At 64.2% G+C, this 24,016-nt stretch carries 20 protein-coding genes; 14 read left to right on the forward strand and 6 right to left on the reverse strand.

Annotation, left to right across the window (positions count from 1 at the left end; genetic code table 11):
* The first annotated feature begins 5 nt into the window (after positions 1 to 5).
* Positions 6 to 962 (forward strand): SEL1-like repeat protein, encoded by a 957-nt coding sequence (locus GYH29_RS15335; protein WP_081545026.1) that lies wholly within the window; start codon positions 6 to 8, stop codon positions 960 to 962.
* The gene (locus tag GYH29_RS15340) at positions 946 to 1,986 is read left to right on the forward strand and encodes an SEL1-like repeat protein (protein ID WP_161524068.1); all 1,041 of its coding nucleotides are present in this window, start codon (positions 946 to 948) and stop codon (positions 1,984 to 1,986) included. Before GYH29_RS15335 ends, GYH29_RS15340 begins: the two co-directional genes overlap by 17 nt.
* 117 nt (positions 1,987 to 2,103) lie before the next feature.
* Here GYH29_RS15340 and GYH29_RS15345 read toward each other — a convergent pair whose 3' ends face one another.
* Entirely contained in the window at positions 2,104 to 2,409 is a 306-nt protein-coding gene (locus GYH29_RS15345) for a hypothetical protein (protein ID WP_161524069.1), read from the reverse strand.
* Between the two features lie 994 nt (positions 2,410 to 3,403).
* Between GYH29_RS15345 and GYH29_RS15350 the strand changes: the two genes are divergently transcribed.
* Positions 3,404 to 3,874 carry a hypothetical protein gene (locus GYH29_RS15350; RefSeq protein ID WP_161524070.1) on the forward strand — a complete coding sequence of 157 codons (471 nt, stop codon included), beginning with the start codon at positions 3,404 to 3,406 and terminating at the stop codon, positions 3,872 to 3,874.
* On the forward strand, positions 3,807 to 4,196 hold the full coding sequence (locus GYH29_RS15355; protein ID WP_161524071.1) for a hypothetical protein: 390 nt from the start codon (positions 3,807 to 3,809) through the stop codon (positions 4,194 to 4,196). The genes GYH29_RS15350 and GYH29_RS15355 overlap by 68 nt, the downstream gene beginning before the upstream one ends.
* A 155-nt stretch (positions 4,197 to 4,351) precedes the next feature.
* On the opposite strand, the gene tssA is transcribed toward GYH29_RS15355, so the two are convergent.
* The 5 genes from tssA to GYH29_RS15380 are packed head-to-tail and all read right to left on the reverse strand — an operon-like array spanning position 4,352 to position 11,945.
* A complete protein-coding gene (gene tssA, locus GYH29_RS15360) occupies positions 4,352 to 5,455 on the reverse strand; it encodes a type VI secretion system protein TssA (protein WP_161524072.1) in 1,104 nt (367 codons plus the stop codon).
* A gap of 31 nt (positions 5,456 to 5,486) precedes the next feature.
* Positions 5,487 to 9,362, reverse strand: a complete 3,876-nt coding sequence (locus tag GYH29_RS15365; RefSeq protein WP_161524073.1) for a type VI secretion protein IcmF/TssM N-terminal domain-containing protein — start codon at positions 9,360 to 9,362, stop codon at positions 5,487 to 5,489.
* Positions 9,359 to 10,123: a DotU family type IV/VI secretion system protein gene (locus tag GYH29_RS15370; protein WP_161524074.1), complete on the reverse strand. Its 765-nt coding sequence runs from the start codon at positions 10,121 to 10,123 to the stop codon at positions 9,359 to 9,361. Before GYH29_RS15370 ends, GYH29_RS15365 begins: the two co-directional genes overlap by 4 nt.
* On the reverse strand, positions 10,113 to 11,459 hold the full coding sequence (tssK, locus tag GYH29_RS15375; RefSeq protein ID WP_232060611.1) for a type VI secretion system baseplate subunit TssK: 1,347 nt from the start codon (positions 11,457 to 11,459) through the stop codon (positions 10,113 to 10,115). Before tssK ends, GYH29_RS15370 begins: the two co-directional genes overlap by 11 nt.
* 24 nt (positions 11,460 to 11,483) lie before the next feature.
* Positions 11,484 to 11,945 carry a type VI secretion protein gene (locus tag GYH29_RS15380; RefSeq protein WP_085951923.1) on the reverse strand — a complete coding sequence of 154 codons (462 nt, stop codon included), beginning with the start codon at positions 11,943 to 11,945 and terminating at the stop codon, positions 11,484 to 11,486.
* Positions 11,946 to 12,220: 275 nt separating this feature from the next.
* Here GYH29_RS15380 and tssB point away from each other — a divergent pair, with 275 nt between their 5' ends.
* The 10 genes from tssB (at position 12,221) to GYH29_RS15430 (ending at position 23,996) form a co-directional block, all read left to right on the forward strand.
* Positions 12,221 to 12,766 carry a type VI secretion system contractile sheath small subunit gene (gene tssB / locus GYH29_RS15385; protein WP_019103272.1) on the forward strand — a complete coding sequence of 182 codons (546 nt, stop codon included), beginning with the start codon at positions 12,221 to 12,223 and terminating at the stop codon, positions 12,764 to 12,766.
* Between the two features lie 36 nt (positions 12,767 to 12,802).
* A complete protein-coding gene (gene tssC / locus GYH29_RS15390) occupies positions 12,803 to 14,281 on the forward strand; it encodes a type VI secretion system contractile sheath large subunit (protein WP_161524076.1) in 1,479 nt (492 codons plus the stop codon).
* 65 nt (positions 14,282 to 14,346) lie between these two features.
* Complete coding sequence (locus GYH29_RS15395; protein ID WP_019103270.1) at positions 14,347 to 14,844, forward strand: Hcp family type VI secretion system effector; 498 nt, start codon at positions 14,347 to 14,349, stop codon at positions 14,842 to 14,844.
* A gap of 3 nt (positions 14,845 to 14,847) precedes the next feature.
* Positions 14,848 to 15,315, forward strand: coding sequence for a type VI secretion system baseplate subunit TssE (tssE, locus tag GYH29_RS15400; protein WP_161524597.1), 468 nt, complete (start codon positions 14,848 to 14,850; stop codon positions 15,313 to 15,315).
* Positions 15,315 to 17,114, forward strand: a complete 1,800-nt coding sequence (gene tssF / locus GYH29_RS15405; RefSeq protein ID WP_198001586.1) for a type VI secretion system baseplate subunit TssF — start codon at positions 15,315 to 15,317, stop codon at positions 17,112 to 17,114. Before tssE ends, tssF begins: the two co-directional genes overlap by 1 nt.
* Positions 17,078 to 18,127, forward strand: coding sequence for a type VI secretion system baseplate subunit TssG (gene tssG, locus GYH29_RS15410; protein ID WP_161524077.1), 1,050 nt, complete (start codon positions 17,078 to 17,080; stop codon positions 18,125 to 18,127). Before tssF ends, tssG begins: the two co-directional genes overlap by 37 nt.
* The gene (tssH, locus tag GYH29_RS15415; RefSeq protein WP_161524078.1) at positions 18,124 to 20,703 is read left to right on the forward strand and encodes a type VI secretion system ATPase TssH; all 2,580 of its coding nucleotides are present in this window, start codon (positions 18,124 to 18,126) and stop codon (positions 20,701 to 20,703) included. Before tssG ends, tssH begins: the two co-directional genes overlap by 4 nt.
* A gap of 99 nt (positions 20,704 to 20,802) precedes the next feature.
* Positions 20,803 to 21,750 (forward strand): hypothetical protein, encoded by a 948-nt coding sequence (locus tag GYH29_RS15420; protein ID WP_161524079.1) that lies wholly within the window; start codon positions 20,803 to 20,805, stop codon positions 21,748 to 21,750.
* A 210-nt stretch (positions 21,751 to 21,960) separates the two neighbouring features.
* Positions 21,961 to 22,917: a hypothetical protein gene (locus tag GYH29_RS15425; protein WP_161524080.1), complete on the forward strand. Its 957-nt coding sequence runs from the start codon at positions 21,961 to 21,963 to the stop codon at positions 22,915 to 22,917.
* A 410-nt stretch (positions 22,918 to 23,327) separates the two neighbouring features.
* A complete protein-coding gene (locus tag GYH29_RS15430) occupies positions 23,328 to 23,996 on the forward strand; it encodes an endonuclease/exonuclease/phosphatase family protein (RefSeq protein ID WP_161524081.1) in 669 nt (222 codons plus the stop codon).
* The last annotated feature ends 20 nt before the right edge of the window (positions 23,997 to 24,016 follow it).

Raw genomic sequence — 24,016 nt, forward strand, 5'->3', positions numbered from 1 at the left:
GTACAGTGCCCACACTTGATCAGGTAAAAGCCAACCTGGCCTTTAGCTGTGTCTATGAAAAGGACCACTTGCCAACACTAAACTCCGATGCAGAGCAGCTCTACCTCTATGCGCGCTATGTACAAAAGAATAATCTGCTGAAGGACGATGTCAGTATCTACCCAGTACTGGAACGTTATTACCGCATGGCTACGGCTTACGGTCATTACAAGGCCAATCTGGAGTTGCGCCAAATGATAGCCAAGGGCCAAGCCTGGAGTGCCGATCCGGTAAAAGAAACCCTGGACTTGACCGAGGAGCTGATACGCCAAGGCGTGCCGGGTGGCTACTACGATATGGCCCGCTATCTTGATGCTGGCTATGGTTTAAAGAAAGACCCCGAGTTGGCCTTGCGTTATTATCGTAAGTCTGCAGACATGGGTAGTCCAGAGGGGCAATACTATGTAGCTGAGAAATTGGCTCCGCTTGATAAAGCACCCAACGTCGCACGTCAAATGAGAGAGTGTGCCGCACTTCAAGGACACTCCGAATCTGCAGGTATGCTTGGAACCGACTACAGAAGCGATAAAAAATTCAAGGAAGCTGTTGAATCTTTCCAATTAGCTGTTAAAGCTGGCGATGAAACAGCTGCATACATCTTAAGTAAAGCATTTGTAGCACAGTCTGGTAGTCGTGAGGATCTCAATTTAAAAAATGACCATGATCGAAACCAGCGTTATAAAGAAATTAGTGACATACTAGGCCGCTACTCCTATCTCCACCCCACCGTGCCTGAGTTAGACCAAATCGTCCCGCTGCCTCCGGCCAAGTTGCCGCCCTGGGATGGCAAGATTCAGTGGCTGAAAGATCACGAAGCCAATATCGCCCCGCCCAAGCCCAGCGAAGAACTGATGGAAACGCTGGCCAAGGCCAAAGGGCTGGACCCTAAAACTGGCAGACCGCTGGGTGCCGACGCTTCCTAAACGCGCAACGCTCTGGGCGCTGCTGCTCCTGTTGGCCGCCTGCGGCAACAAGCAGCGCGCCGTGCCCACGCTGGAGGGGATTGAGGCCAAGCTGGCTTTTAGCTGCGTCCATGAGAAAGAGCATCTACCAAAACTCAACCCCGATGCAGAGCGCCTCTACCTCTATGCGCGCTATGTGCAGAAGGACAATCTGTTGAAGGATGACACCAGCGTTTATCCGGCACTGGAACGCTATTACCGTATTGCCACGGCATATGGCCATTACAAGGCTAACCTGGAGTTGCGCCAGATGATAGGCAAGGGCCAAGCCTGGAGCGCAGATCCAGTAAAGGAAACCCTGGATTTGACCGAGGAGCTGATACGCCAGGACGTGCCGGGGGGCTACTACGACATGGCTCGCTATCTTGATGCAGGCTACGGGGTAAGAAAAGATTCGGAATTGGCTTTACGCTACTACCGAAAAGCGGCAGACCTTGGCAGTCCTGACGGGCAGTACTATGTAGCGGAAAAGTTAGCTCCTCTTGATAAGGCTCCAGAGGTCGCACGACAGATGCGTCGCTGTGCCGCCGAGCAAGGCCACGGTAGAGCCGCAACGATGTTAGCTGTCGATTTAAGGGATGATCAACGCTATACAGATGCACTTGCCGCTCTTCAACTTGGAGTTCAAGCAGGAGACGAAGGCGCTGCTTCGCGCCTTGAGCACGGTTTCTCTGGCCCCTCGAAAGATAATGAGCTGTATTTCATGGACTTGGCTAAAGATTCTGAACGTAGCAGTCGTTACAAAGAAATTGGCGCTATCCTCGGCCGCTATTCCTACCTCCACCCCTCTGTACCCGAGTTAGACGAAATCGTCCCGCTGCCTCCAGCCAAGCTACCGCCCTGGGACGGCAAGATTCAGTGGCTGAAAGATCACGAAGCCAATATCGCTCCGCCCAAGCCCAGCGAAGAACTGATGGAAAAGCTGGCCAAGGCCAAGGGGCTGGACCCTAAAACCGGCAGACCGCTGGGTGCCGACGCTTCCTAGAACGCGCATTTTGGCTTTGCTTCTAGGAGCTGGCAAACCGCGGAACATCCGCGCATTAGGACTAGGTGCTGGCTCGCGAATACGAGCGCTCACAGCTTGCCCCCAAGCCACGCCCTATTAATGAGGCAGGATGGTAAAAAATCCATGAGGATTGATCAGCAAGATCAACACAGCGCCCAGGGCAAAGCACCTCCACCATTGATCAATCAATATCCGCACACTTAAAACAGCCACCGTATAAAAGCCCAGCACGGTGAGAGCATAGGCAATGTAGCGATACATCATGCCATCCATCATGCAGGAACCATCACCGCATGAATAATCCATTCTCGGCAAAAAATAGGCGTAATACGAAAGCAGCAGCGTGATAAAAAACACGATAACCGCGCTCGTGGCATGTTTTCTTTGAGTCTCTGTTTGCATTTAATTTCTCGACAAGAAGATTTGATCAAACCCATCCGGATGACTGGCCTAGCCACCAAGCGGCCAGATTCTAGCTCAGCCCCCCACCCACGGTAAAAATGGAATGCCCGTTTGACCAGATAGCCTGCCGTCTGTCTATTTCATTGCGGGTAATGGGTAGAGTGCGGACCTAAGCCTATCGCTTGGCAAGCATTGCGTTTGCCACAAGCGCCCATACTCTCACGGCCAAGAGGCAGCGTCCAGATAGGCTTACTCGATGAAAATCAGGACGGCGGGCAGAGTATACCGTGGGGCGATAGCCCCTTCTTTTGAGCTAGCACAACGCGCTATAACAAGGGGAGGGAATAACAGCAAAAGAAACAACCATGACAGGTTGTTCTCATAAAACAATGCGCTTTATCGAACAATATACTTATTAAAATATTTCACATTAAAATTATTCAACAAAAAACACCAATGGCCATCCTGCTGTAGTCGGCATAGGGGTGGGTGGGACTAGCCGGGTAGTTTATAGAGGGCTGAGTCGTGCTGCTCGGGCGGGCAATAATGACTCAGCCTGTGCTAGCTCGAAAGCCGCCATTGCCCCTCGTCTTCATTGCCTGCCTTGACGTCCTAGCTATTGGAGAAAGGCTGATCCAGCGTGAAATCTTTGCAAAGCGGATGGGCGCACTCAGCCAAGCACCAGGCAGACAAGCTCCCCACTCCACCTCCCCCAGCTTGACGCCCGCCGCCAGCCTGTTTAGGCTTTGCTCCGCGCCGTGCTCAATCACGCGGCGCAGGGTTTGCAAGCCCATAAATTAGTTCTATAGCAGACAAATCAGTTCGCTTTTGGCGCTGTTACGTCTGCTGCCACGCCGTACCCATTCGGGGCGGGCCGTGGCAGGGAGCCTCTCGGGGCTACCGGTCGTTATAGAACTAGCCGGTCTTGCAACCTTGTCATGTGCCTGCCCTAGCCTCGCCTGGGCAGGTTTCCAAAGCTGACATGGAGACCGTGATGACCTTCTCTACCTTTCCCCCCGCCATGCCGCCGCCCGCCTGTCCCCACTGCGCAGGCCAAACTGTCGCACCCGCCGCTGTACCGGTGATGGAGCAGCTGCACCTTTGTTCCCAGCGCTTGCCCGCCGCCGCCGGCGATGTGACGCTGCTGGGCGAACTGGGCCAGCAGTTGAACCATTGCTATGTCGAACTGGACACCGCCCTGCTGCGCGGCGTGATGGACATGCGCGCCGCCCACACGGGCTTATTGGCCTTGATCACCCTGTTGGAACGCCGCGACGAGCCGCTGTTGTTTACCAGCGAGGACGCGCTGGCCTTGCTGGAACCGATACAGCAACGCTTGAAACAGGGCTGGAACACTTTAACGGCGTGCTGTGATGGCTATCAGGGAGAGCATTGCCATGATGAAGCTGCTGATCCAGCAAAACCAGGCTCTCAAGCGCGCCGCCCGTTTGATCATTGCTTATGAGACGCGCCTGGGGGTGATTTCTCTGGCGGAGAACAACCCAATCCATCCGGCCAACACCGAAGACATCCATCAGGAAATCAATCAGGCGTTGACGGCTTTCCACCTTTGGCGCAAATGGCGTGGCGAGTACGAGCCTGCCCGCGCCGCTTTATTGGAGATGTGGGCGTCCGGGAAATGGACCAACCGCGATACCTGTGTGCGGCAGTGTTATCGCCTGGCGGGGTTCAACAATATGGTCACTGCCCGTCAGGCGCTGGTGGGCGCGCCGCCGCCGGAGCCTTTGGCGATTCAACGGCAACGCGCCATGTGGGCGAAGCCTTAGAGCCTGTTCAATGCCCGCTGCGCGTCGTGAAGGGAGACACGGCGAGTACACCTTCGAAATGCTCATGTACCGTATGTACAGTCCGCTTTTTCGCTCGTTTTCGCCTTGTCTCGTCATAGCTCGCAAGATCGTAAACACGTTTTTACTTAGCGGCTCTACGGCAACACCCCCAGCAGGGACCACAGCCGCCGCGCCTCGGCGTCGCTGTCTATCAGCTCCGCCAGCAATTCCCGCAACGGCTTGTCTCCCCACTCCACCGCGCGGTAGATCAGATAGGGCACCGGGCTGTGCGGTTCAGTGCGCGCCAGGTAGTCGGCGATGCCGCGCAGCTGGCGGTAAGCGTCTTCCCGCCCCTGCGGCTCGCGCTGGGTGAACATCGGCGCGGCCGCAACGGGCGGCGGCGCGCTGTTGCCGGCTTCGACGGCGGCCGGCGGCGCGGCGGTTTCGGCGTGGTCGACGGCGGCGTTCTCCAGTTCCGGCGGCGGGCCGGGATGCAGCACGGCCAGCTCCTGCAAGGCCTGCGCCGCCTGCTCCAGCGCCTGGTTCAGCGGCGCGTAGGACGGCGCGTCCGCGCCCATGCGTTCGTCGCACCAGGCCTGCAGCCGCGCCAGCCATTGCCGGCTGCGCGCCAGTGCGCCGCGGCTATCTTCCAGCACAGCCGGCGGCAGCGCGCGCACCCAGTCGTTCAGCTTCTGCTGCTCGTGGCGCGCCTGCTCGCGCTCCAGCTTGCCCTCGTCGCCGCCGGCCAGCAGCCGGCGGTTCAGGTCCTGCCATTGCCGCAGGGTCAGCGGCTGCCGCTCCTGCGGCGGCGGCGCGTCCAGCAGCGGCACTTGGGCCGCCAGCGTGGCGGCGTAGGTCTTGGCCAGCCATTCCAGCGGGCCGGTGCGAAAGCTCAGATCGCCTTGCTGCGGCAAGGGATGCAGGCTGTCCCAAAACTGTTCGCAACACTGCGCGCTCAGCGCCAGCGCCGCCTCCAGGCCGGGCAAGCCCAACAGGTGCAGCCAGGATTCGCCCAGCCAGGCGGCCACCATCAAATCCTTGCTGCGCTCGGCCAAGAGCGCGGAGGCGACGCGTTCCACGCCGGGCCAGTCCGCCCGCTTCAAATCGCTTTCCCAGATGCCGGCGGGCAGGCTGGGGTCGTCCTCGCGCCGCAGTTCGCGCAGTTGGTCGTATTCCGGCGCGTAGCGCAGCGGCTCGCCGCCGGGGCTGTCCGCGGCGATGGGTTGCAATAACGCGTCCAGGCTGACGGTAGCGCTCATGGTGCGGTCCTCATGGTGATCAAAGCGCGCATCAGCTGCCCTCTATCGCGGCCAGCCGCGGATTGGCGGCGGCGCGGAACGGCGACGCCGGCGCGGTGTAAGGCAGGCCGGCCACGGCCAGACCGCTCTTGCCGCCCGGCGCTTGCAGCGTCAAGCGCAGGAACATCTGCGCATTGCCGTTGCCGATGGCAGCCGGATTGCGCACCGGCAGCGCCAGCATCAGGCTGATGTCGTTGAAGCCGTCCAGGCTGCTGGAGCGCAATGGCGAGCTGTTCTCGCGCAGCAGGCGCAATAGCGCCCATTGGCCGCCGTAGTTCCAGCTGGCCAGCCGCTCGAACACGGTGAGCCCACCTTGCGCCGGGTCTTCCACCGGCGCCTGCTGCGATTCCTTGGCCCAGCGCAGCGCCAGGGTCAGCGGCTGGCCCACGTTCCAGTGCAGGCGCTGGCCATCGCCGCCGGGGTAGCGCAGGCGCTGGCCATCGCCGCCGGGGTAGCGCAGGCGCTGGCCGCTGCTGGCCAGCGTCCATTCGATCACCTGGTCCGCCGCCTGCTCGTGTTCGCGGTCGGTGCGCCAACGCACTTCCACATCCACGCCCTGCCACGGACCGCCGTTTTCGCGGGTGAACATCGGCCCCAGCCAGCCGCGCGCCGCCTTGGCCGCGTCCAGGAAGCGCCGCGCCGCCTGGGCCTGGCCGGACTTGAGGTCCTGCAGCCCCGCGGCGGCCAGCCCGCCGCTGTCGTCCATCAGCCGCATGAATTCCGCCACCCGCTCCGGCGCGGCGTCCGGCGCGCTCAGCTTGGCGGCGAAGGGGAAGCGGTTGGCCAGGTATTGATTGAAGAAGGCGCTCAGCTTCTGGTAAGCGGCGGCCCCCGCCTGGGTGCGCAAAGCGCCGCAGCGGTCACTGGCCAGACTGACCAGGGTCTGGGCGCGTTCGGCGAAGATATTGCCGGCGGCCGGCAGTTCCACCTGGTCCAGCACGTTGCGGCAGTTGCCGACGTCCATCTCGTTGAAGTCCTTGCTGATCATGGTTTCCAGCACCGTCGGCGCGCTGTTGGCGGCTTTTTCCTTGTAGTGGCGCAGCTCGTTGCTCGCGCTTTGCCAGCGCTGCACCAGCTGCTGGTCGCCCACCGACATTTCGCTCTTGTGCGACAGCAGCCAGTTCAGCGTCGGCGCTTGCGCCTGGGACAGGGTGCCGATCAGCTCCAGCTGCGAGCCCAGGTATTGCTGCAGTTCGCGCGCGCCGCCGGCGCGGAAGGCGCGGGCGCCGGCGTTGCGCGAGCCGTCCCACCAGCGGAAGCTGCCTTGCAGCGGCTGGTACACCGCCAGCCCTTGCAGGCTGCGCTCGGCGTGGCGCAAGGATTGCAGCGCGCGCCGGTCCATTTCCGCCATCAGCTTGCCGCGCAGCGCGGTTTGGGACAGCTCGTCCATTGCCGCCAGCAAGGGGGTGGCCGCCTTGGCCTGGGCGTCGAAGGCGTTGCCCTCGTCCACCGAACCGCCGGTCTGATCGGAGGAGGGTTCCGGATGGCGGCTGCTCAGCTCGGCCCACATCGCCCGCGCCGCGCTGTCCTGCAAGGCGCGCTCCAGGCCCTTGCGGTAGGCCGGCGGCATCTGGCCGGCGCTGCCGGCCAGGTATTTCTGGTAGCCGTCGTAATGGCGCAGCGCCGCCGTCATCGCATCCGCGTTCATATTCGCCAAGTCGCCCAGACCGGCTTCCGCCTTTGCGCGCGCGCTGGCGACGAAGTCCAGCTTCAGCAAGGAGGCCAGGGTCACGTTCAACTTGAGTACCGCGTCCTGTAGCTCCAGGCCGCCGGACGGCCCTTGCGCCAGCAACGCCGAGGAGGCGCCCACGCCGCCCAGCCAGCGCTTGCGGAAGTCCTGGCGCGCCACCGCGGAGTAGTCCACCACTCGCGCCACCGCGTCGCGGCCTATCAGGCTGGAACGGCGCGCGCCGTCCAGCATCGCGCTGTAGCCGGGCACCAGGTCCTGGCCGGCGGCGCGGCTCCAGGCGCTGTTGGTGGCGTTGACCAGGCTTTGCAGCAGGCCGATGCGGGCGGCGATGCTGTCCAGGTCCGCCAAGGAGTTGCCCTGACCGGATTCCAGCATTTGCAGCTGCTTTTGCAGTTGCTGGGCGGTGAGGTCGAAGGTCTGGTTGGTGTAGAGCTGGCCGAGCCAGGCCTGCATCAGCGCGCTGAAGTGGTCTCCCACTTGCGGCCGGATCTTGGCAAGGTCGATGGGCGCGGCCACCAATCGGTCGCTGGCCAGCAGGATGCGGCGCAGATTGTCGCGCTGGGCGTTCTGCGGCGCGCGCAGGCTGAGGCCGAACAGGCCGTTGGCCAGGTCCGCCGCTTCGTCCAGCGTGGCGTTGCCGTCGTTCACCGCGTGGTTGAACTGGCTGACGCGCTGTTCCAGGCGACCGGCGTCGCCGGCCAATTGCCGCGCCAGCAGATAGGCCGGCCATTTTTCCGGCGCGGCGGTGTCGTCGCTGACGCTGTCCGATCCCGCCTCGCCCAGGCGCCGCACTTGCTCCGCGTCGCGCAGCAGCCGCTGTTGCAGCGGCTGCATCACCGCGCGCCGCAGCGCGTACTCGATGGTGTCGTCGATGCGTCCGTCCACCGGGGACATCAGCGAGGTGGGCAGCAGCAAGGTGCCGAAACGACGCGACGGCGCGTCCTTGAGCGCGCGCCAGAAGGCGACGACGCTTTGGCGCGCCGCGGCGTCGTTGCCCAGCTCCGGCCGCGGCCCGCCCCGGTCCAGTTGCAGAATGCGCAGTTGGCGGCCCAGCGCGTCGGCGTCGTCGGTGGCCGTATGCCAATACCAGCTGATGCCGGCCAGCCACAAGGCGGCGAACAGGCCCATGCCGGCCAGGGTCCAGCGGTGCCAGCGCTGGCGCAGCCGCAGGATGCGCGGCACCGGCTGGGCCAGGCCCTGCTCCGCCAGCACCCGCTGCCGCAGCAGGCGGCTGGCGAACAGAGGCAGCGCCGGCGGCGCGACGGTTTCTTCCAGATCGTCCTGCGGCGCGGCCTGGGCGCCGGTGAAGTAGATGCCGCGCAATTGCGGCGCCTCGCCCAGCGCGTTGCCGCGGAACACCGGGTCGCACAAGGCTTGCAGATTGGCGCGCGCGCCTTCAAAGCTGCGCGGCAGCAGGTAGAGGTCGGCCGAGGCCTGGCCTTGCAGCGCGCCGATCTCGGCTATGGTTTCGCTCAAGGTCAGCCGCAGCTTTTCCAGCGCCTGTTCTATCCAGTCGGATTGATAGGCGGTGCCGGAAACATAGGGCGAGGACCAGCCCAGCATCGCGTCGCGCGCTTCGCGCGGCAGCGCCTGCGCCAATTCCAGAAAGCCCGGCGTCTGCTCGGTTTCGGTCACCACCAGGTAGATGGGCAGGCTCAGGCCCAGCCGCTGCTGCAGATCGGCGAATTTCTTGCCGGCGGCCAGGCCGGCGCTCACCGCCAGATGCTCGCTCCACAGCTTGTCCGCGGACACGGTCCAGATCAACGCGTCCAGCGGCCGCGCGGCGCGGCTGCGCAGCAACACGCCCAAGAGCCGCCGCCAGGCCGACAGCGGCGCCAGCGCGCCGTCCGGGTGGCTGAACATATCGTCCGGGATTACCAACACCGCGCCGTCGCCGCCGTACCACCAGCGGCCGAACCAATTGGCCTCGCCCTCGTGTTTCAGCTGCAGCGAGGCGCACAGCGCCTCGACATTGCGCACTCGGTCCCCCACCGCCAGCACCCAGGGGGTCTGGTAGCGGTCTTCCGCGCCCAGCTCGCGCTCGAAGCGGCGCACCGAGCCGCGAAAGCTGCGCCGCGCCGGGTCCGCCTCGCGCCGCAACCACCAGATCAGCGCCGCCAGCGCCAGCGCGAACAACAGGGCCAGCAAGGCGATGCCGGCTATGGTCTGGATCGTCATTTGCTTTGCCCGTCTCCGTCCGTTCCCTGGTACAGCATCGGCTCCACCCGCGACACGATGTCATGCCAGAAGGCGTGGCCCACCACCGACATGCCCACCAGAATGGCGGCCACGCCCAGCGCCAGCCGGAAACCGTCCGGCAGCATGCGCCGCACCGTCAGCCGCTGCGGCGGCAAGGCGCTGCTGCGCTCCAGCGCCGGCGCCAGGCTGCGGAGGTCGGCGTCGCGTTGGTAGGCGAAGGCGAACAGTTCGCGCCGCCATTCCTCGTGCTGCGCCAGGCCGCCCGGCCCGCGCAGCCGGCCGTAGAAGCCCAGGCTCAGCGTTTGCAGGCAGACATTGGCCAGGTCGCGCCCGGCCGGGTCGCGCTCGCGCAACACCTGCTCGATCAAGGCCGGCACCTTGTCGCCGGCGGCGCGGCTGCCAAACAGCCGCTGCTCCAGCGGCGTGGCCTGCCACAGGCTTTGCCCCGGCCAGTCCTCGAACAGCAGCCGCTCGTCGATCAAGGCGACGAACAGATACTGCAAGGCGTCGATCTGGCTTTGCCCGGCCGCGCCCACGCGCGCGCCGGCGGCGCGGCTCAGCCGCCGCGCCAGCAAACCGCCCTGCTCGGCGGCCAGTTCGGCGGCGGTTTCGGCCTTGTGGCCGCCGCCGGCCAGTTCGCGGAACACTTGCAGCCATTCGGCGTAAGCATCCTCGAAAGCCGCGCCCAGCGGCGCTTGCGCCAGCGCGCCCAGTGGCTGCAAGGCGGCGTTATCCGGCATGGCGTTCTCCCTCGGCCTCGTCCTGCGGATCGGCGACGAAAAGCAGCGCCTCCCACGGCTCCAGCGCCGCGCCGCCTGCCGGCAGCGTCATGCGCAGCGGCAGCTCCGGCTGCAGCCAGTCTCCGCTGACCAGCAAGGCGAACAGCCGGGTGTCGTCGCCCACGCTGTAAGCCACTTGCTCCGCGCGGTCCAAGGGCTGGAAGGACAAGCCGCGCATGCGCTGGCGCGCCAGCGTGGCCACGTGCGGCTCGGAGGCGATGATGGCCTGGCTCAGCCATTGCTGGGCGGCGGACTCCGGCGCGCCGCCGGGCATGCGCAGGCCGATGATCAGCCGCTGGCTGGCCTGCGCCGCCTCCGGCAGCAGAACCCAGAAGCCATCCTCGTCGCGGTTGAACGGCAGGCTGCGGTAGCCGGCGCGCACCCGGTCCAGCGCGGCGGACAGCCAGTTCAGCAAGGGCTCGTAACAGGCCAGCAGTTCCTGGTAATTAAAGGCGGGAAACACCGGCGCGCCGGCGCCCGGGTCCAGCGCGGTCAGCGCGCCGGCCATGCCGGCCAGCAAGCCGAACAGGGCGGCGGGATGGGCGGCGCGGCTGCCCAGCGCGGCTTCCACTTCCGGCAGCCGCGCCCACAGCGCCGCCAGCTGGCGGCGGATTTCGTCGATATCGTCGTCCTTGCCTGCGTCCTTGGCCTGGCGCAGACGGCCGCTCAGGAACACGCACTTCTCGCGCGCCTTGGCGCACAGCGCCGCCACCTTGCGCCCCAGCAGGCTGTCCGGCAGCAGCCGCGGCGACGGCGGCGCGTAGGCGCGGCGGGCAAAGCCGCCGCCTTGCTGGGCGATGCGCAACAGCGGCAGGCAGATCATGTCGGCGCGTTCGGCCTCGGTGACCAGGCGGATGTCCGGCCGCCACAGCGTCAGGCTGGCCGGGTTCTCCCCGCTGCTCAAATCCGGCACCGCCTCGCTGTTTTCCGAGCGAAAACGCCCGGCGGCGGGATCCAGCCGGCCGGCGCGCCACAAGGGCGGCAGCGCCAGATAGACCGTCACCGTGCGCCCCGGCGCCTCCGCCGCGGCCGCCGTCACGTCGCAGCGGAGCTCGGCGCCGTCGCCGGCGTCGAAGCGCAGCGGCAGGCCGTCCGGCAGCACCGCCTCCAGCGCGGACACCCGCGCCACGCCGCCGGCCAGCGCCGCCTCGTCCAGCTCCAGCTCCAGCACGCCCCAATACAGCGGCTGGGCCGCCGCCGCCAGCGCCGCGGACACCCCGTCCGACCTCAGCGCCTGCCATTGAAAATGCTGGGGCAGCAACTGCATCCCCTCGTACCAACACACTGCCTGTGGCACTGCTTTCAAACCGCTCTCCCCCCGCTACGGCTCCATCAGCCGCATATTCTTGCTTTCAAAACGCAACCAGACCTTCTTGCGCGTATCCAGGCTCAGCCGGTGCATGCCCGGCCCGGCGTAGCCGGCGTACACCAGCAGGCCGGCCGCGGATTCGCCGCGTATCGGCACATCGTCGGTTTCCAGGTGCTGACCCGGCACCAGCTCCAGCTCCCACACCTTGAGATCCGCCGGGTAATCGCGCAGCAACTGCTCGCGCTGTTCAAACCACTTGGCCGCCGGCAGCCCCAGCAACAGCTTGTATAGCTCCGGATCCTTGGCGGCGACGAAATCCACCGCCAACGGCGTGTCGTCGTTGGCCATGCTGACCACGTCCAGCGTGGCCGCCTGCAATTTGACCGAAGGGCCGAAGCCCAGCGACGAGCATCCGCCCACGCCCAGCGCCAAACAGCAGAACAGCCCAGCCAGATACCCGTTGCGCATCCGCATCACCCAAACGCCATTATCCATTGCAAATAATATTGGCAAAAAAATGCCGATAGTTCTATAGGAATTGTTAAGCCATGGTCATTGAAAAATGCAAATTGCAAGCATTTGTCAGCAAATAAGGCTTCCATGCAGCGGCCATGGCCGGCTTCAATGGAAAAGAGCGACCAGGCCCGGCCGGGCAACAATGGTCTGACAATCATGCAATCACGCCAAAGCGGACCGGATACGCGGCCCGCAACCGGCGTCGTTAGCTTCCCAACCGATCGAGGTCTGTTATGGCAGAGAGCACACAGCACAAGCTGGACCGGATTCGTCCGCCGCGCGTGCAAATCACGTATGACGTGGAAATCGGCAACGCCCTGGAAAAACGGGAGCTGCCGCTGGTGGTAGGCATCATGGCGGACCTGGCCGGCAAGCAAGAGCAGCCACTGCCCAAGCTCAGCGAGCGCCGCTTCGTGGAAATCGACCGCGACAACTTCAACGCGGTGCTGGCCTCGCTGGCGCCGCGCGTCACCGCCCAGGTGGACAACGCGCTGTCCGACGACGGCAGCAAGCTGAACGTGGAGCTGAAGTTCAACCACTTCGACGACTTCGACCCGGTCAACATCGTCAAGCAAGTCACCCCGCTGCGCCGGCTGTACGAGGCGCGCCAGAAGCTGCGCGACCTGCTGACCAAGCTGGACGGCAACGACGAACTGGACAAGCTGTTGCAGGACGTGGTGGCCAACACCGAGGAACTGCAAAAGATCAAGAGCGCCCGCCCCGAGGCCCCGGCCGCCGCGGAAGCCGCGCCGGCGCCGGACGCGCCGCCGGCCGCCTGACGCCCAGTTCCCCCTACCCGACACCGGAGACATCTCATGGCTAAGACCCAAGCCGAAGCGCCCAGCGGCGACGCCGCCTCGCTGTCGCTGCTGGACCGCATCATCCAGGAAGGCCGCATGGCCCACGACGACATCCAGCAGGAATACGCCAAGGACCTGCTGTCCGAATTCGCCACCCAAGTGTTGGACGAAGGCATGGCCATCGACAAAGACACCGTGGCCATGATCAACCACCGCATCGCCATCATCGACCAATTGCTGAGCAAACAGCTCAACAACATCCTGCACCACCCGGACGTGCAGAAAATGGAAGCCTCCTGGCGCGGCCTGCACTTCCTGGTGATGAACACCGAAACCAGCAGCCGGCTGAAACTGCGCCTGCTCAACGCCACCAAGGACGAGCTGCAGAACGATCTGGAAAAGGCGGTGGAATTCGACCAGAGCGCGCTGTTCAAGAAGATTTACGAGGAAGAGTACGGCACCTTCGGTGGCCACCCCATCAGCCTGCTGATCGGCGATTACGAGTTCGGCCGCCACCCGCAGGACGTGGCGCTGCTGGAAAAGCTGTCCAATGTGGCCGCCGCCGCGCACGCGCCGCTGATCTCCGCCGCCAGCCCGCGCCTGTTCGATATGAGCAGCTTCACCGAACTGGCGGTGCCGCGCGACCTGGCCAAGGCCTTTGAAAGCGCCGAGCTGATCAAATGGCGCTCCTTCCGCGCCAGCGAAGACTCCCGCTACGTCAGCCTGGTGCTGCCGCACATCCTGCTGCGCCTGCCCTACGGCCCCGACACCAAGCCCACCGAAGGCATGAACTACGTGGAAGACGTCAACGGCACCGACCATAGCAAATACCTGTGGGGCAACGCCGCCTACGCGCTGGGCCAGCGCATCACCGACGCCTTCGCCAAATACGGCTGGTGCGCGGCCATCCGCGGCGTGGAAGGCGGCGGCGCGGTGGAAGGCCTGCCGGCCCACACCTTCGGCACCGTGTCCGGCGACATCGCGCTCAAATGCCCCACCGAGATCGCCATCACCGACCGCCGCGAGAAAGAGCTGGACGGCCTGGGCTTCATCGCGCTGTGCCACAAGAAAAACACCGATCTGGCGGTGTTCTTCGGCGGCCAGAGCGCCAACCAGCCCAAGCTCTACAACACCAACGCCGCCAACGCCAACGCTCGCATCTCCGCGATGCTGCCCTATGTGCTGGCCGCCTCGCGCTTCGCTCACTACATCAAGGTGATCATGCGCGACAAGATCGGCAGCTTCCTGACCCGCGACAACGTGGAAACCTATCTGAACAACTGGATAGCGGACTACGTGCTGGTCAACGACAACGCGCCGCAGGAAGTGAAAGCCCAGTACCCGCTGCGCGAAGCGCGAGTGGACGTGACCGAAGTGCCGGGCAAGCCCGGCGCCTACCGCGCCACCGTCTTCCTGCGCCCGCACTTCCAGCTGGAAGAGCTGACCGCGTCCATCCGCCTGGTGGCGGAGCTGCCGCCGCCGGCCGCCGCCTGACGCCACACCAAGGGCCCGCCGCGCGGCGGGCCTGAACCGATACCCTCCAAGGAGCAAGCAAAGCAATGGACGCCATCATTCTGGACCTGGGCAGCGACATCAAGGGCGAGTGCAAGCTGGAAGGCTACACCGACAAGATCGAAGTGCTGTCCTACAGCCACAACGTGGCCATGCAGGTGACCAACGACGTCAGCAACACCGAACGCACCTCCGGCAAGCCGCATATCGGCGAATTCAGCCTGACCAAGTTCACCGACAAATCCACGCCGGAACTCAACGCCTACTGCTGCCAGGGCAAGAACATCCCCGAGGTCAAGATCACCATAGGCCGCAACGCCGCCGACAGCAGCGGCAAGATCCTGCCCTACATCGTCTACACCCTGACCAACGCCATCCTGTCCAACGTCAGCGTCAGCGGCGGCACCGGCGGCAAGCCGGTGGAAAACCTCTCACTCAACTTCACCAAGATCAAGTGGGAGCTGACCACCCAGAAAGACACCGGCGCCAAGGACGGCAACGCCGCCGCGGTGTGGGACCTGGCCGCCAACAAGTACTCCAAGTAAACCATGCGCCAGCCCGCCCAGTTCCGTCCGGGTCTGTTCGAACTGCTGGCCGACGCCGAACCGCGACACAGGCTGGAGGCCGAGCCGCTGCGGCGGGTGGACCGCCGCCGGTTGCAGGAATCGGTGCGGGCGGAACTGGCGCGGCTGCTGTCCAGCCGCCGCGCCGAACAGCCCTACCTGCCCGAACTCAGCGTCATCGACTACGGCGTGGCGGACTGGAGCGCGCTGCACCCCGAGCGCGCCGAAGACCGCCAGCGCCTGGCGCGCGAGATCCGCCAGGCGATACGCAGCTTCGAACCCCGGCTGGCCGCGCCACGCGTCAGCGTGGACACCGTGCAGGGCCGCGGCCTGATCCTCAGCGTGCGCATAGACGGCGAACTCCAGGCCGAGGGCAGCCGCTGGCCGGCCGCCTTCGTCGCCGAGCTGGACCCGTCCGGCGCGCGGCTGACCGCCTGCGAGGACGCCGGCTGATGGAATCGCTGGACCCGCGCCTGCTGGACTACTACCAACGCGAACTCGCCTACCTGCGCCACGCCGGCGGCGAATTCGCCCACCGCTACCCCAAGGTGGCCCACCGCCTGCAACTGAGCGACGGCGAATGCCCGGACCCGCAAGTGGAACGGCTGCTGGAAGGCTTCGCCCTGCTGTGCGCGCGGCTGCAACGCCGGCTGGACGACGACTACTCCGAACTCACCGACGCGCTGCTGGAGCAGCTCTACCCGCACGCGCTGCGGCCCATGCCCTCCTGCGCCATCGCCCGCTTCGAGCCGGACCCGGACAAGGGCAAGCTGGACGCCGGCTACCGCATCGAACGCGGCACCCCGCTGTTCGTGGCCACCACCGCCGGCGACAGCCTGCGTTTCCGCACCAGCGCCGCCGTCACCCTGTGGCCGCTGCGGCTCGCCGCCGCCAGCCTGCTGACCGAGGACGAAGCCCAGGCCGCCAGCGGCCTGGCCCAGGCGCGCGCCGCCCTGGTGCTGCGGCTGGAGAAACTGGGGCCGGAGCCGCTGGGCGCGCTGCCGCTGCACAGCCTGCGCATCCACCTGGCCGGCTCCCCGCTCAACGCCGCCGCGCTCTACGACCTGCTGTCCGCCCACAGCCTGCAAATCAGCTGCCGGCTGCCGGAGCGGCCCGGCCTCGCGCCCTCCATCCGCCCCGGCGCGCTGCCGCGCGCCTGCGGCTTCGGCGCCGACGAAGCGCTGCTGCCGGCCGAGGACGGCGTGCACCCGGCGCACGCGCTGCTGGCCGAATACTTCGCCTGCCCGGAAAAATTCGCCTTCTTCGACCTGCCGCTGAGCCTGCCGCGCCAGGCGGAGCGGCAGCTGGAAATCGTCATCGCCTTCGAACGCGCGCCGGCCGGCCGCCTGGGCATCCAGCACGGCGACATCGCGCTGGGCTGCGCGCCGGTGATCAATCTGTTTCCGCACACCTCGGAGCCGCTGCGCCCGGACGGCAGCCGCAGCGAATACCTGCTGGTGGCCGACGCCCACCGCGACCACAGCGTGGAAATCCACTCCATCCGCCAGCTGCGCGCCGCCGGCCCGGACGGCGCGCGCCGCATCGCCCCCTATTTCGCCTGCAGCCACGGCGAGGGCGGCGACGGCCGCTACTGGCACGCGCGCCGCGTGCGCGGCCTCAACCGCCTGCGCCCCGGCAGCGACATGCTGCTGACCCTGGTGGACGCCGATTTCGACCCGCTGGCCGCCAGCGAGCTCAGCCTCACCGCCGAGCTGCTGTGCACCAACCGCCACCTGGCCGAGCAACTGCCGGCCGGCGCGCCGCTGATGTTCGAACTGCCCGGCCCGGTGGGCCAGGCGCGGCTGCTGCGCCCGCCGCGGCCGCAAACCGAAGCCGCGCTGGACGGCGCCTCGCGCTGGAAACTGGTGTCCCAGCTCAGCCTCAACCACCTGTCGCTGAGCGAAGGCCCGCAGGCGCTGGCCGCGCTGCGCGAAATGCTGGCGCTGCACAATCTGGGCGAACAGCCGGCCGCGCGCCGCCAGATCGAAGGCATCGCCGCGCTACGCAGCGAACGCATTGTCGACCACGTCGGCGCCGACGCCTGGCGCGGCTGGCGCAACGGCCTGCTGCTGACGCTGGAACTGGACCCGGCCTGCTTCGCCGGCGGCAGCCGCGTGCTGTTCGCCGCCGTGCTCGCCCACTTCTTCGCCCTCTACGCCCACGCCAACCGCTTCGTGCGCACCCGACTCGTCCACCAGCAACAGGAGATCCAGACATGGCAGCCGCCGCCCGGCCCCAGCCTGGTTCTGTAGCCGAACGGCTGCTGACGCGGCCGCAGGGCTTTGAATTCGCCCAGGCGGTGATGCTGCTGGAACGGCTGACGCCGCAAGCCGCGCCGCTGGGCCAGGGCGCGGACCCGGCGCGCGAAGCGCTGCGGCTGCGCGGCCCGCTGCTGCCCGCCTTCGCCGCCAGCGAACTGAGCGCGCTGGAACCGGGCGCGCTGGGCGGCGACGCGCGGGACGGCCAGCCGGCGCTCGATGTCGAATCCTTCGGCCTGGGCGGCCCGGACGGCCCGCTGCCCTACGCCTACCAGGAATGGCTGCAACAGCGCCGCCAGGACAAAGACCACGCGCCGGCGGAATTCCTGCAACTGTTCCAGCACCGGCTGCTGGCCCTGCTCTACCGCGCCCAGCGCAAATACCGGCTGGCGCCCAGCTTCGCCGCGCCGCGGCTCAGCCCGGCGCGGCCGCTGCTGCTCAGCCTGTGCGGCCTGCTGCCCACCGGCCTGCAACAACGCCAGGCGGTGCCGGACGCCGCGCTGCTGGCCCGCGCCGCCCTGCTGGCGGACCGCCGCCGCTCGCTGGCCGGCTTCGCCGCCTTGGCCAGCCGCCACCTGGCCGCGCCGGTGCAAGCCAGCCCCTACGCCGGCGGCTGGCGCGAAATCCCGCCGGCCAGCCGCACCCGCATCGGCCCCAACGGCCGCAACGCCACGCTGGGCCAGGGCGCGCTGGCCGGCCGCCGCGCCTGGGACGAACACGCAGGCATCCGCCTGACCGTGGGCCCGCTGGACCCGGCCGGCTACCGCGCCTTCCTGCCCGGCGGCGAACGCCACCGCGCGTTGGCCGCGCTGGCGGACTTCTACTTCGGCCCGGACCTGGACATCCAGCTCAGCCTGCTGTGGCAAGCGCCAGCCGCCGCGCTCAAGCTGCAAGCCCGCGCCGCGCCGCGGCTAAGCTGGGACAGCTGGCTGGGTGGTCCCGGCGGAGCGCGACAGCTGGACACCCGGCTGCAACGGCCGCCCCCGGCCGGCGAGGACCCGGCATGAGCGCCGAACTGTCCGAACTGGTGGCCCGCCTCAACCCCAGCTGCCGCAAGGCGCTGGAGCTGGCCGCCCAGCGCTGCCTGCAACAAAGCCACTACTACGTGGAAATCGAACACGTGCTGCTGGAGCTGCTGGAACTGCCCAACGGCGACCTGCCGCTGCTGCTGCCCAAGCTGGGCCTGAGCACAGACCAGCTGAGCGCGGAGCTGCGCCGCAGCCTGGACCAGTTCAAGCGCGGCGAAACCCGCGCCCCGGCCTTCTCCAGCCACACCGTGGCCTGGCTCAAGGAAGCGCTGCTGCTGGCCACGCTGCGCCAGCAGGCCAGCATCCGCTCCGGCCTGCTGCTGCTCACCCTGCTGGAGCGCGACGAACTGCGCAATCTGCTGCTGATCGGCGCGCCCTGCCTGCTGCGCGCGCCGCGCCAGCCGCTGAGCGAACAACTGGACGCCTGGGCCGCCGCCTCGCGCGAAGCCCCGTCCGCCGCCGAGGCGGAACCGGCCGGCGCGCTGGCGCGCTTCACCCACGACCTGGTGGCCGACGCCCGCGCCGGCCGCATCGACCCCATCGTGGGCCGCGACGGCGAAATCCGCCAATGCCTGGACATCCTGCTGCGCCGCCGCCAGAACAACCCCATCCTGGTGGGCGCGCCCGGCGTGGGCAAAACCGCGGTGGCGGAAGGCCTGGCGCTGCGCATCGCCCATGAGGAAGTGCCGCCGGCGCTGGCCGGCGTCGGCCTGCTGGCGCTGGACCTGGGCCTGCTGCAAGCCGGCGCCGGGCTCAAGGGCGAATTCGAACAAAGGCTGCAAAGCGTGATGGACGACATCCGCGCCGCCGCCCGGCCCATCATCCTGTTCATCGACGAAGCCCACACCCTGGTGGGCGCCGGCGCGGCCGAGGGCCACAGCGACGCCGCCAACCTGCTCAAGCCGGCGCTGGCGCGCGGCGAACTGCGCACCGTGGCCGCCACCACCTGGCAGGAATACAAGAAATACTTCGAGCGCGACCCGGCGCTGGCGCGGCGCTTCCAGCCGGTGCAAGTGGAAGAACCGGACGAAGACAGCGCCGTGGCCATGCTGCGCGGCGTCGCCGCCCGGCTGGAACAGCACCACGGCGTGCGCATCCTGGACGCCGCCATCCACGACGCGGTCAAACTGTCCCACCGCTACATCTCCGGCCGCCAGCTGCCGGACAAGGCCATCAGCGTGCTGGACACCGCCTGCGCCCGCGTGGCGCTGGCCCAGCACGACCAGCCGCCGCAGCTGGAAAACCTGCGCCACCGCCAGGCCATGCTGGACGAGGAACTGGAGCGGCTGCTGAACGAACAGGCCACCGGCCTGGACCACGCCGCCCGCATCGCCGCGCTGCGCCAAGACAGCGCGCGCCAGCTGCAAGCCATGCGCGAACTGACCGTGCGCTGGCAGGACGAGCTGCGCGCGGTGCGCGAAATCCTGCGCACCCGCCAGCAACTGCTGGACTTGCTGGCCAGCGAGCCCGAACTGCCGGCCGGCGAACCGCCGCTGCTGCTGGAGGAAGCCGAAGACGGGACCGCGACCGCCGACGAGGACGAAGCCGCGGACCCGGCGCTGCGGCTGGCGGAACAACTGGCGCGGCTGGAAGCCGGCCTGGACGCGCTGCGCCAGGACGACCCGCTGGTGCCGGAACACGTGGATTCCAAGGCGGTGGCCGCCGTCATCGCCGGCTGGACCGGCATCCCGGTGGGCAAGATGCTGGCCGACGAAGCCTACGCCATCCGCACCCTGGCCCAGCGCATGGGCCAGCGCGTGATCGGCCAGCCGGCCGCGCTGGGCAAGATCGCCCAACGCATCCAGGCCTACCGCGCCGGCCTCACCGACCCCGGCAAACCGGTGGGCGTGTTCCTGCTGCTCGGCCCCACCGGCGTGGGCAAGACCGAAACCGCCTACGCGCTGGCCGACGCGCTCTACGGCGGCGAACGCAATCTGATCGTGGTCAACCTGGCGGAATACCAGGAAGCCCACAGCGTCAGCCAACTCAAGGGCGCGCCGCCCGGCTACGTCGGCTACGGCCAGGGCGGCGTGCTGACCGAAGCAGTGCGACGCAAACCGTACAGCGTGGTGCTGCTCGACGAAATCGAAAAAGCCCACCCGGACGTGCTGGAAGCCTTCTACAACGTGTTCGACAAGGGCGTGATGGAAGACGGCACCGGCCTGGTGGTGGACTTCAACAACACCATCATCCTGGCCACCAGCAATGTGGGGGCGGAAGCCATCCTGGCCGCCGCGCCCGCCGCCATCGGCCACCCCGGCTTCATCGACCAACTTCGGCCGCAGCTCAACGCCGCCTTCCGCCCGGCGCTGCTGGCGCGGATGACGGTGGTGCCCTACCGAGCGCTGGACGACGCAGTACTGGCCGACATCGTGCACAGCAAGCTGGAAGTGCTGCGTCAACGCTATCAACGCGCCACCGGCAAGATGTTTGATTTTGATCCGGGGCTAATTCAAGCGGTGCTGAACCGCTGTCGCGGCGCGGGGGCGCGGGATATTGATAATGTTTTATTGACCGAGGTGGTGGGGAAATTGGCGGAGTGGGTGGTGGGGTAGACAAACCTTTTATATGAGACAAGTAGCACTTGGTATTTTTTTATTAGTATATTTTTACAAAAATGCAAACTTCGTTGACAACTTAAAAAGAGAAAACTCATGGAACCTATTATTCTCGGGCCTGCGGGTGAATTTAAAAACATACCAGATAATGAAAATAAAAATGGAAACCTAGTTTTCTCAATAACCTCTTCACTTGAACATTTTATAAAAGTACATCAAACCACCGGTGATAATGACAAAAAAATATGTCATGCACATAAAGAATCAGTAAATGACACTGAAGGCTGGAAGACTGACGCACGTCTTGCAGGCTGTCATCTAACTACTACACATGTCGTTATGAGAGACTATCAGAGAGGAGACATGCTCTACGGCACAAGCGATGCGATCACCGCCGTCACCGATTTAATCAAATTAAATAGAAAAGAATTTTCAAAATTTGATTATTCTTACTTTAGAAGAAACGGCTTAAATGGCCTACTAACGGGAGGGGAATTTGGATATAACAAAAATGATGAATCAATTCCCATTTACAACGAAGACTTAATTACTCCTTACACTAATGCGATTGCTCTGGAGAAGAGCAAATTCAACCTAAACCTACCGATTTACTATGGAAGACCCGGCAAGCCATCCAAAGAAGATGATAAACTCATCAACCAATACCCAAATGGCTATGACTCTCGGCAGTCGAATAGTAAAACCGATCCAGTTATAAGTGCGTTTGGTCGAGCAAGCAAAAAAGGCTTACTTGAGCCACAACAAAAATTCATTCAGGCATTTAAATTCAATCCTTGCAAAATATTTTATTTACTAGACGGTATAAATATTGCAGCGGTTGCAGATAAGACAGGACCCACAGCGGAGTCCATTGTAGGCTCTGAGATTAGATTTTTATTTCGCCTTATTACGCAGGATAAAATAAATTTTCCCTATCTACACTGGGTCTTAAACGGAAAATACACTTGTGCGCCATGGGACGGCCCGACAGCCCAATTATGGGAAAACTATAAGCCAAAATCACCATCTTTAACATCACAATAAGAACCGCCCTATAAAATCACCAACCACATCACTAATCACTTAAAAATATCGTTGTTTTTATATTTCCAGCCAAACCTGACCCACCTAGCCCCACCCTACCAAAAACATAGCCAATATTTTTTCACAAAAAAGTTAGTGGATTTGGCTTAATGATTTAAGCAACACTCAATACAGAATCAACACATTGGAGATCAGAAACACGGAGGCCGCATGATTACCGTAATGACCCTCAGTGGTGGCTCGGGCACCATGTTTTGCAGTTGCAAGAATGGGGATTGCCAAGACCACAGCCTCATTTCCATTACCACTCAAAACCGTGAGGTCTATCAGTTTCAATACTCCGCCGGCCATCAAAAAATGCATCTCAGAACCACCAAGGATGATATCACCCGGTTTTGGGCCAATACCAAAACCAAGGGTATCAGGGTCCGGCATGTGATTTACATCCCCAGCAAGAATGAAGTGGTGCACATTCTAAGAAGCAAGCCGCCGGAAATCGGTATCCCGCCAACAATCGCCATCGATAGGCCGCCGTCAGCCCATCAAAGCATGAGTTCGGTAGTGGATATGAAGCCACCCACCATGACCATGCGCCGCAGCGATGAGGTCTCAATTGACATTGGCGGCAGCCATGGCGATGAAAAGGCCGTCTCGCATAAGCCGCTATTAAAAAAAACGCCGACGGCGCTGGGGCTGGATCAAGACAAAATGATCCAATTCATGACAGCGAATCATGGGAAAAACCTGGGCAACTGCGCGGAGGTGGTGGCGGCGGTGCTTGAGGCCGGCCTCACCGACGCACGGGATAGGCCGCTGACCACCGGCTGCACCCTGCCCTTATGCGCTTGCATCTGCTGCTGCCATTCGCCCACCTCGGTGAGCAAGCTGGCCTTTAACATCCAGAAAAACACCCTGGCGCAACTCAGCGAACAAGGCCTACTTAATGGTGATTTGCTGGGCTACGCCCCCAATAAAATCTCCAGAACCGGGAAAAGTCAGTTTGACGAATTCGACTTGTTCGATATCGATTTTGACCTGCTGTCTTATTATCAGAGCGATGACAATTGCTGCACCTCCCTGATTAAAATCATCTGGGACACCTTATCCATGTGCACCTTCAGCACCTACTCCAGAGCGCAAAGCGGGGGCCAAGACAAGCAGCACTAAAACCGCAGTATTAATTTGGAAGTTGTTTACGATCTGCTACGCGGTCAAGATCAAAGCGACTTAGCTTACCAGCCACACTGGAAACCGCGTATTCGATGCGCCCCAGATCCCTTCAAGCCTGCCGTCGGGTGGCAGGCCCGAGGTCTTAAGCGGCTGCTTGTTCGAGCACCGCGACGTTAGCGCGGTGCGAGTTCAGCCGCGCCTCGGGCCTGACGGGGCCCGGCGGGAAGCCGTAGGCCAGGCTTGCAGGGCGGCCTTTGGGGTGAAGGGGAATTTGGCCGAGCAAATTCCCCTTCCTGCCCGCCGGGCAGCCCCGGCAATGCAAACCATCATCCGCGTAGCGGATTCAATGTATTGGGCAATACCTGAAAAGATCGTGAATAGACGTTTAAAGCCGTCAAGGAGCAAAGATGCGCGTAGCCAGCTTCAACCTGGAAAAGAACGGCGAATCCTCGCCGCTGGATAAAAAGGCGCAGGTCGAGACCTTCATCCACCAATGCTGTTCCAACGACAGCTGGGACGTTGACGTGGTGTTTCTGTGCGAAGTGCACTCCGCCAGGCTGGGCGACTATTACGATTATTTACGCAGCGTGTATCAAAACTATGATGTCCACGCCTTTGCCGGCGGCCATTCCAACGGCTACATCGTAATAACCAGAAAAGGGCTACACCTCGAAGTTGTCAGCCAGGGGCACTTGAAAGGCCTGAACCGGGACCTGATCGCGGTTTGGGCCGAAGCCGTCAACGGCTACACCGGCTTTCTGTTTCTGGCCCACTTCAAATCCGGCCAGGGCGGGCTGACCAAGAGCCAGTTGCGGGACTGCGCCAGCCTGGGCGGACACTGGGTGGCCACCGGCGATCTAAACCTGGACTACACCCGTGTAGAGGAACTGGACACCCCCGGCGTGGCCTATGAATGCTGGCAAGGACAGGCCACCCACGCAAAAGGCGGCATCCTGGATTGGGTGCTGGCCTCGGTCGACGTCACCATCACGCCTTTCGACATCAGCGGCTGGGCGGACGCGTTCGACATGAGCGGCCCAGACCATCGCCCCATCGTCTTCGACGTCGTCTGCTGATCCCCACCACCACGAGATAT

The organism is Chromobacterium haemolyticum (genome assembly GCF_009936155.1).
GTDB lineage: Bacteria > Pseudomonadota > Gammaproteobacteria > Burkholderiales > Chromobacteriaceae > Chromobacterium > Chromobacterium haemolyticum.

What these genes read in the sequence shown, in the direction of transcription:
- GYH29_RS15425 (WP_161524080.1), top strand. Translation starts at nt 21,961, where the DNA reads ATGATTACCGTAATGACCCTCAGTGGTGGCTCGGGCACCATGTTTTGC.
- tssA (WP_161524072.1), bottom strand. Translation starts at nt 5,455, where the DNA reads ATGAGCGCTACCGTCAGCCTGGACGCGTTATTGCAACCCATCGCCGCG.
- tssB (WP_019103272.1), top strand. Translation starts at nt 12,221, where the DNA reads ATGGCAGAGAGCACACAGCACAAGCTGGACCGGATTCGTCCGCCGCGC.
- tssF (WP_198001586.1), top strand. Translation starts at nt 15,315, where the DNA reads ATGGAATCGCTGGACCCGCGCCTGCTGGACTACTACCAACGCGAACTC.
- tssE (WP_161524597.1), top strand. Translation starts at nt 14,848, where the DNA reads ATGCGCCAGCCCGCCCAGTTCCGTCCGGGTCTGTTCGAACTGCTGGCC.
- tssC (WP_161524076.1), top strand. Translation starts at nt 12,803, where the DNA reads ATGGCTAAGACCCAAGCCGAAGCGCCCAGCGGCGACGCCGCCTCGCTG.
- GYH29_RS15345 (WP_161524069.1), bottom strand. Translation starts at nt 2,409, where the DNA reads ATGCAAACAGAGACTCAAAGAAAACATGCCACGAGCGCGGTTATCGTG.
- GYH29_RS15420 (WP_161524079.1), top strand. Translation starts at nt 20,803, where the DNA reads ATGGAACCTATTATTCTCGGGCCTGCGGGTGAATTTAAAAACATACCA.
- tssH (WP_161524078.1), top strand. Translation starts at nt 18,124, where the DNA reads ATGAGCGCCGAACTGTCCGAACTGGTGGCCCGCCTCAACCCCAGCTGC.
- GYH29_RS15430 (WP_161524081.1), top strand. Translation starts at nt 23,328, where the DNA reads ATGCGCGTAGCCAGCTTCAACCTGGAAAAGAACGGCGAATCCTCGCCG.
- GYH29_RS15395 (WP_019103270.1), top strand. Translation starts at nt 14,347, where the DNA reads ATGGACGCCATCATTCTGGACCTGGGCAGCGACATCAAGGGCGAGTGC.
- GYH29_RS15370 (WP_161524074.1), bottom strand. Translation starts at nt 10,123, where the DNA reads ATGCCGGATAACGCCGCCTTGCAGCCACTGGGCGCGCTGGCGCAAGCG.
- GYH29_RS15380 (WP_085951923.1), bottom strand. Translation starts at nt 11,945, where the DNA reads ATGCGGATGCGCAACGGGTATCTGGCTGGGCTGTTCTGCTGTTTGGCG.
- GYH29_RS15365 (WP_161524073.1), bottom strand. Translation starts at nt 9,362, where the DNA reads ATGACGATCCAGACCATAGCCGGCATCGCCTTGCTGGCCCTGTTGTTC.
- GYH29_RS15350 (WP_161524070.1), top strand. Translation starts at nt 3,404, where the DNA reads ATGACCTTCTCTACCTTTCCCCCCGCCATGCCGCCGCCCGCCTGTCCC.
- tssG (WP_161524077.1), top strand. Translation starts at nt 17,078, where the DNA reads ATGGCAGCCGCCGCCCGGCCCCAGCCTGGTTCTGTAGCCGAACGGCTG.
- GYH29_RS15355 (WP_161524071.1), top strand. Translation starts at nt 3,807, where the DNA reads ATGATGAAGCTGCTGATCCAGCAAAACCAGGCTCTCAAGCGCGCCGCC.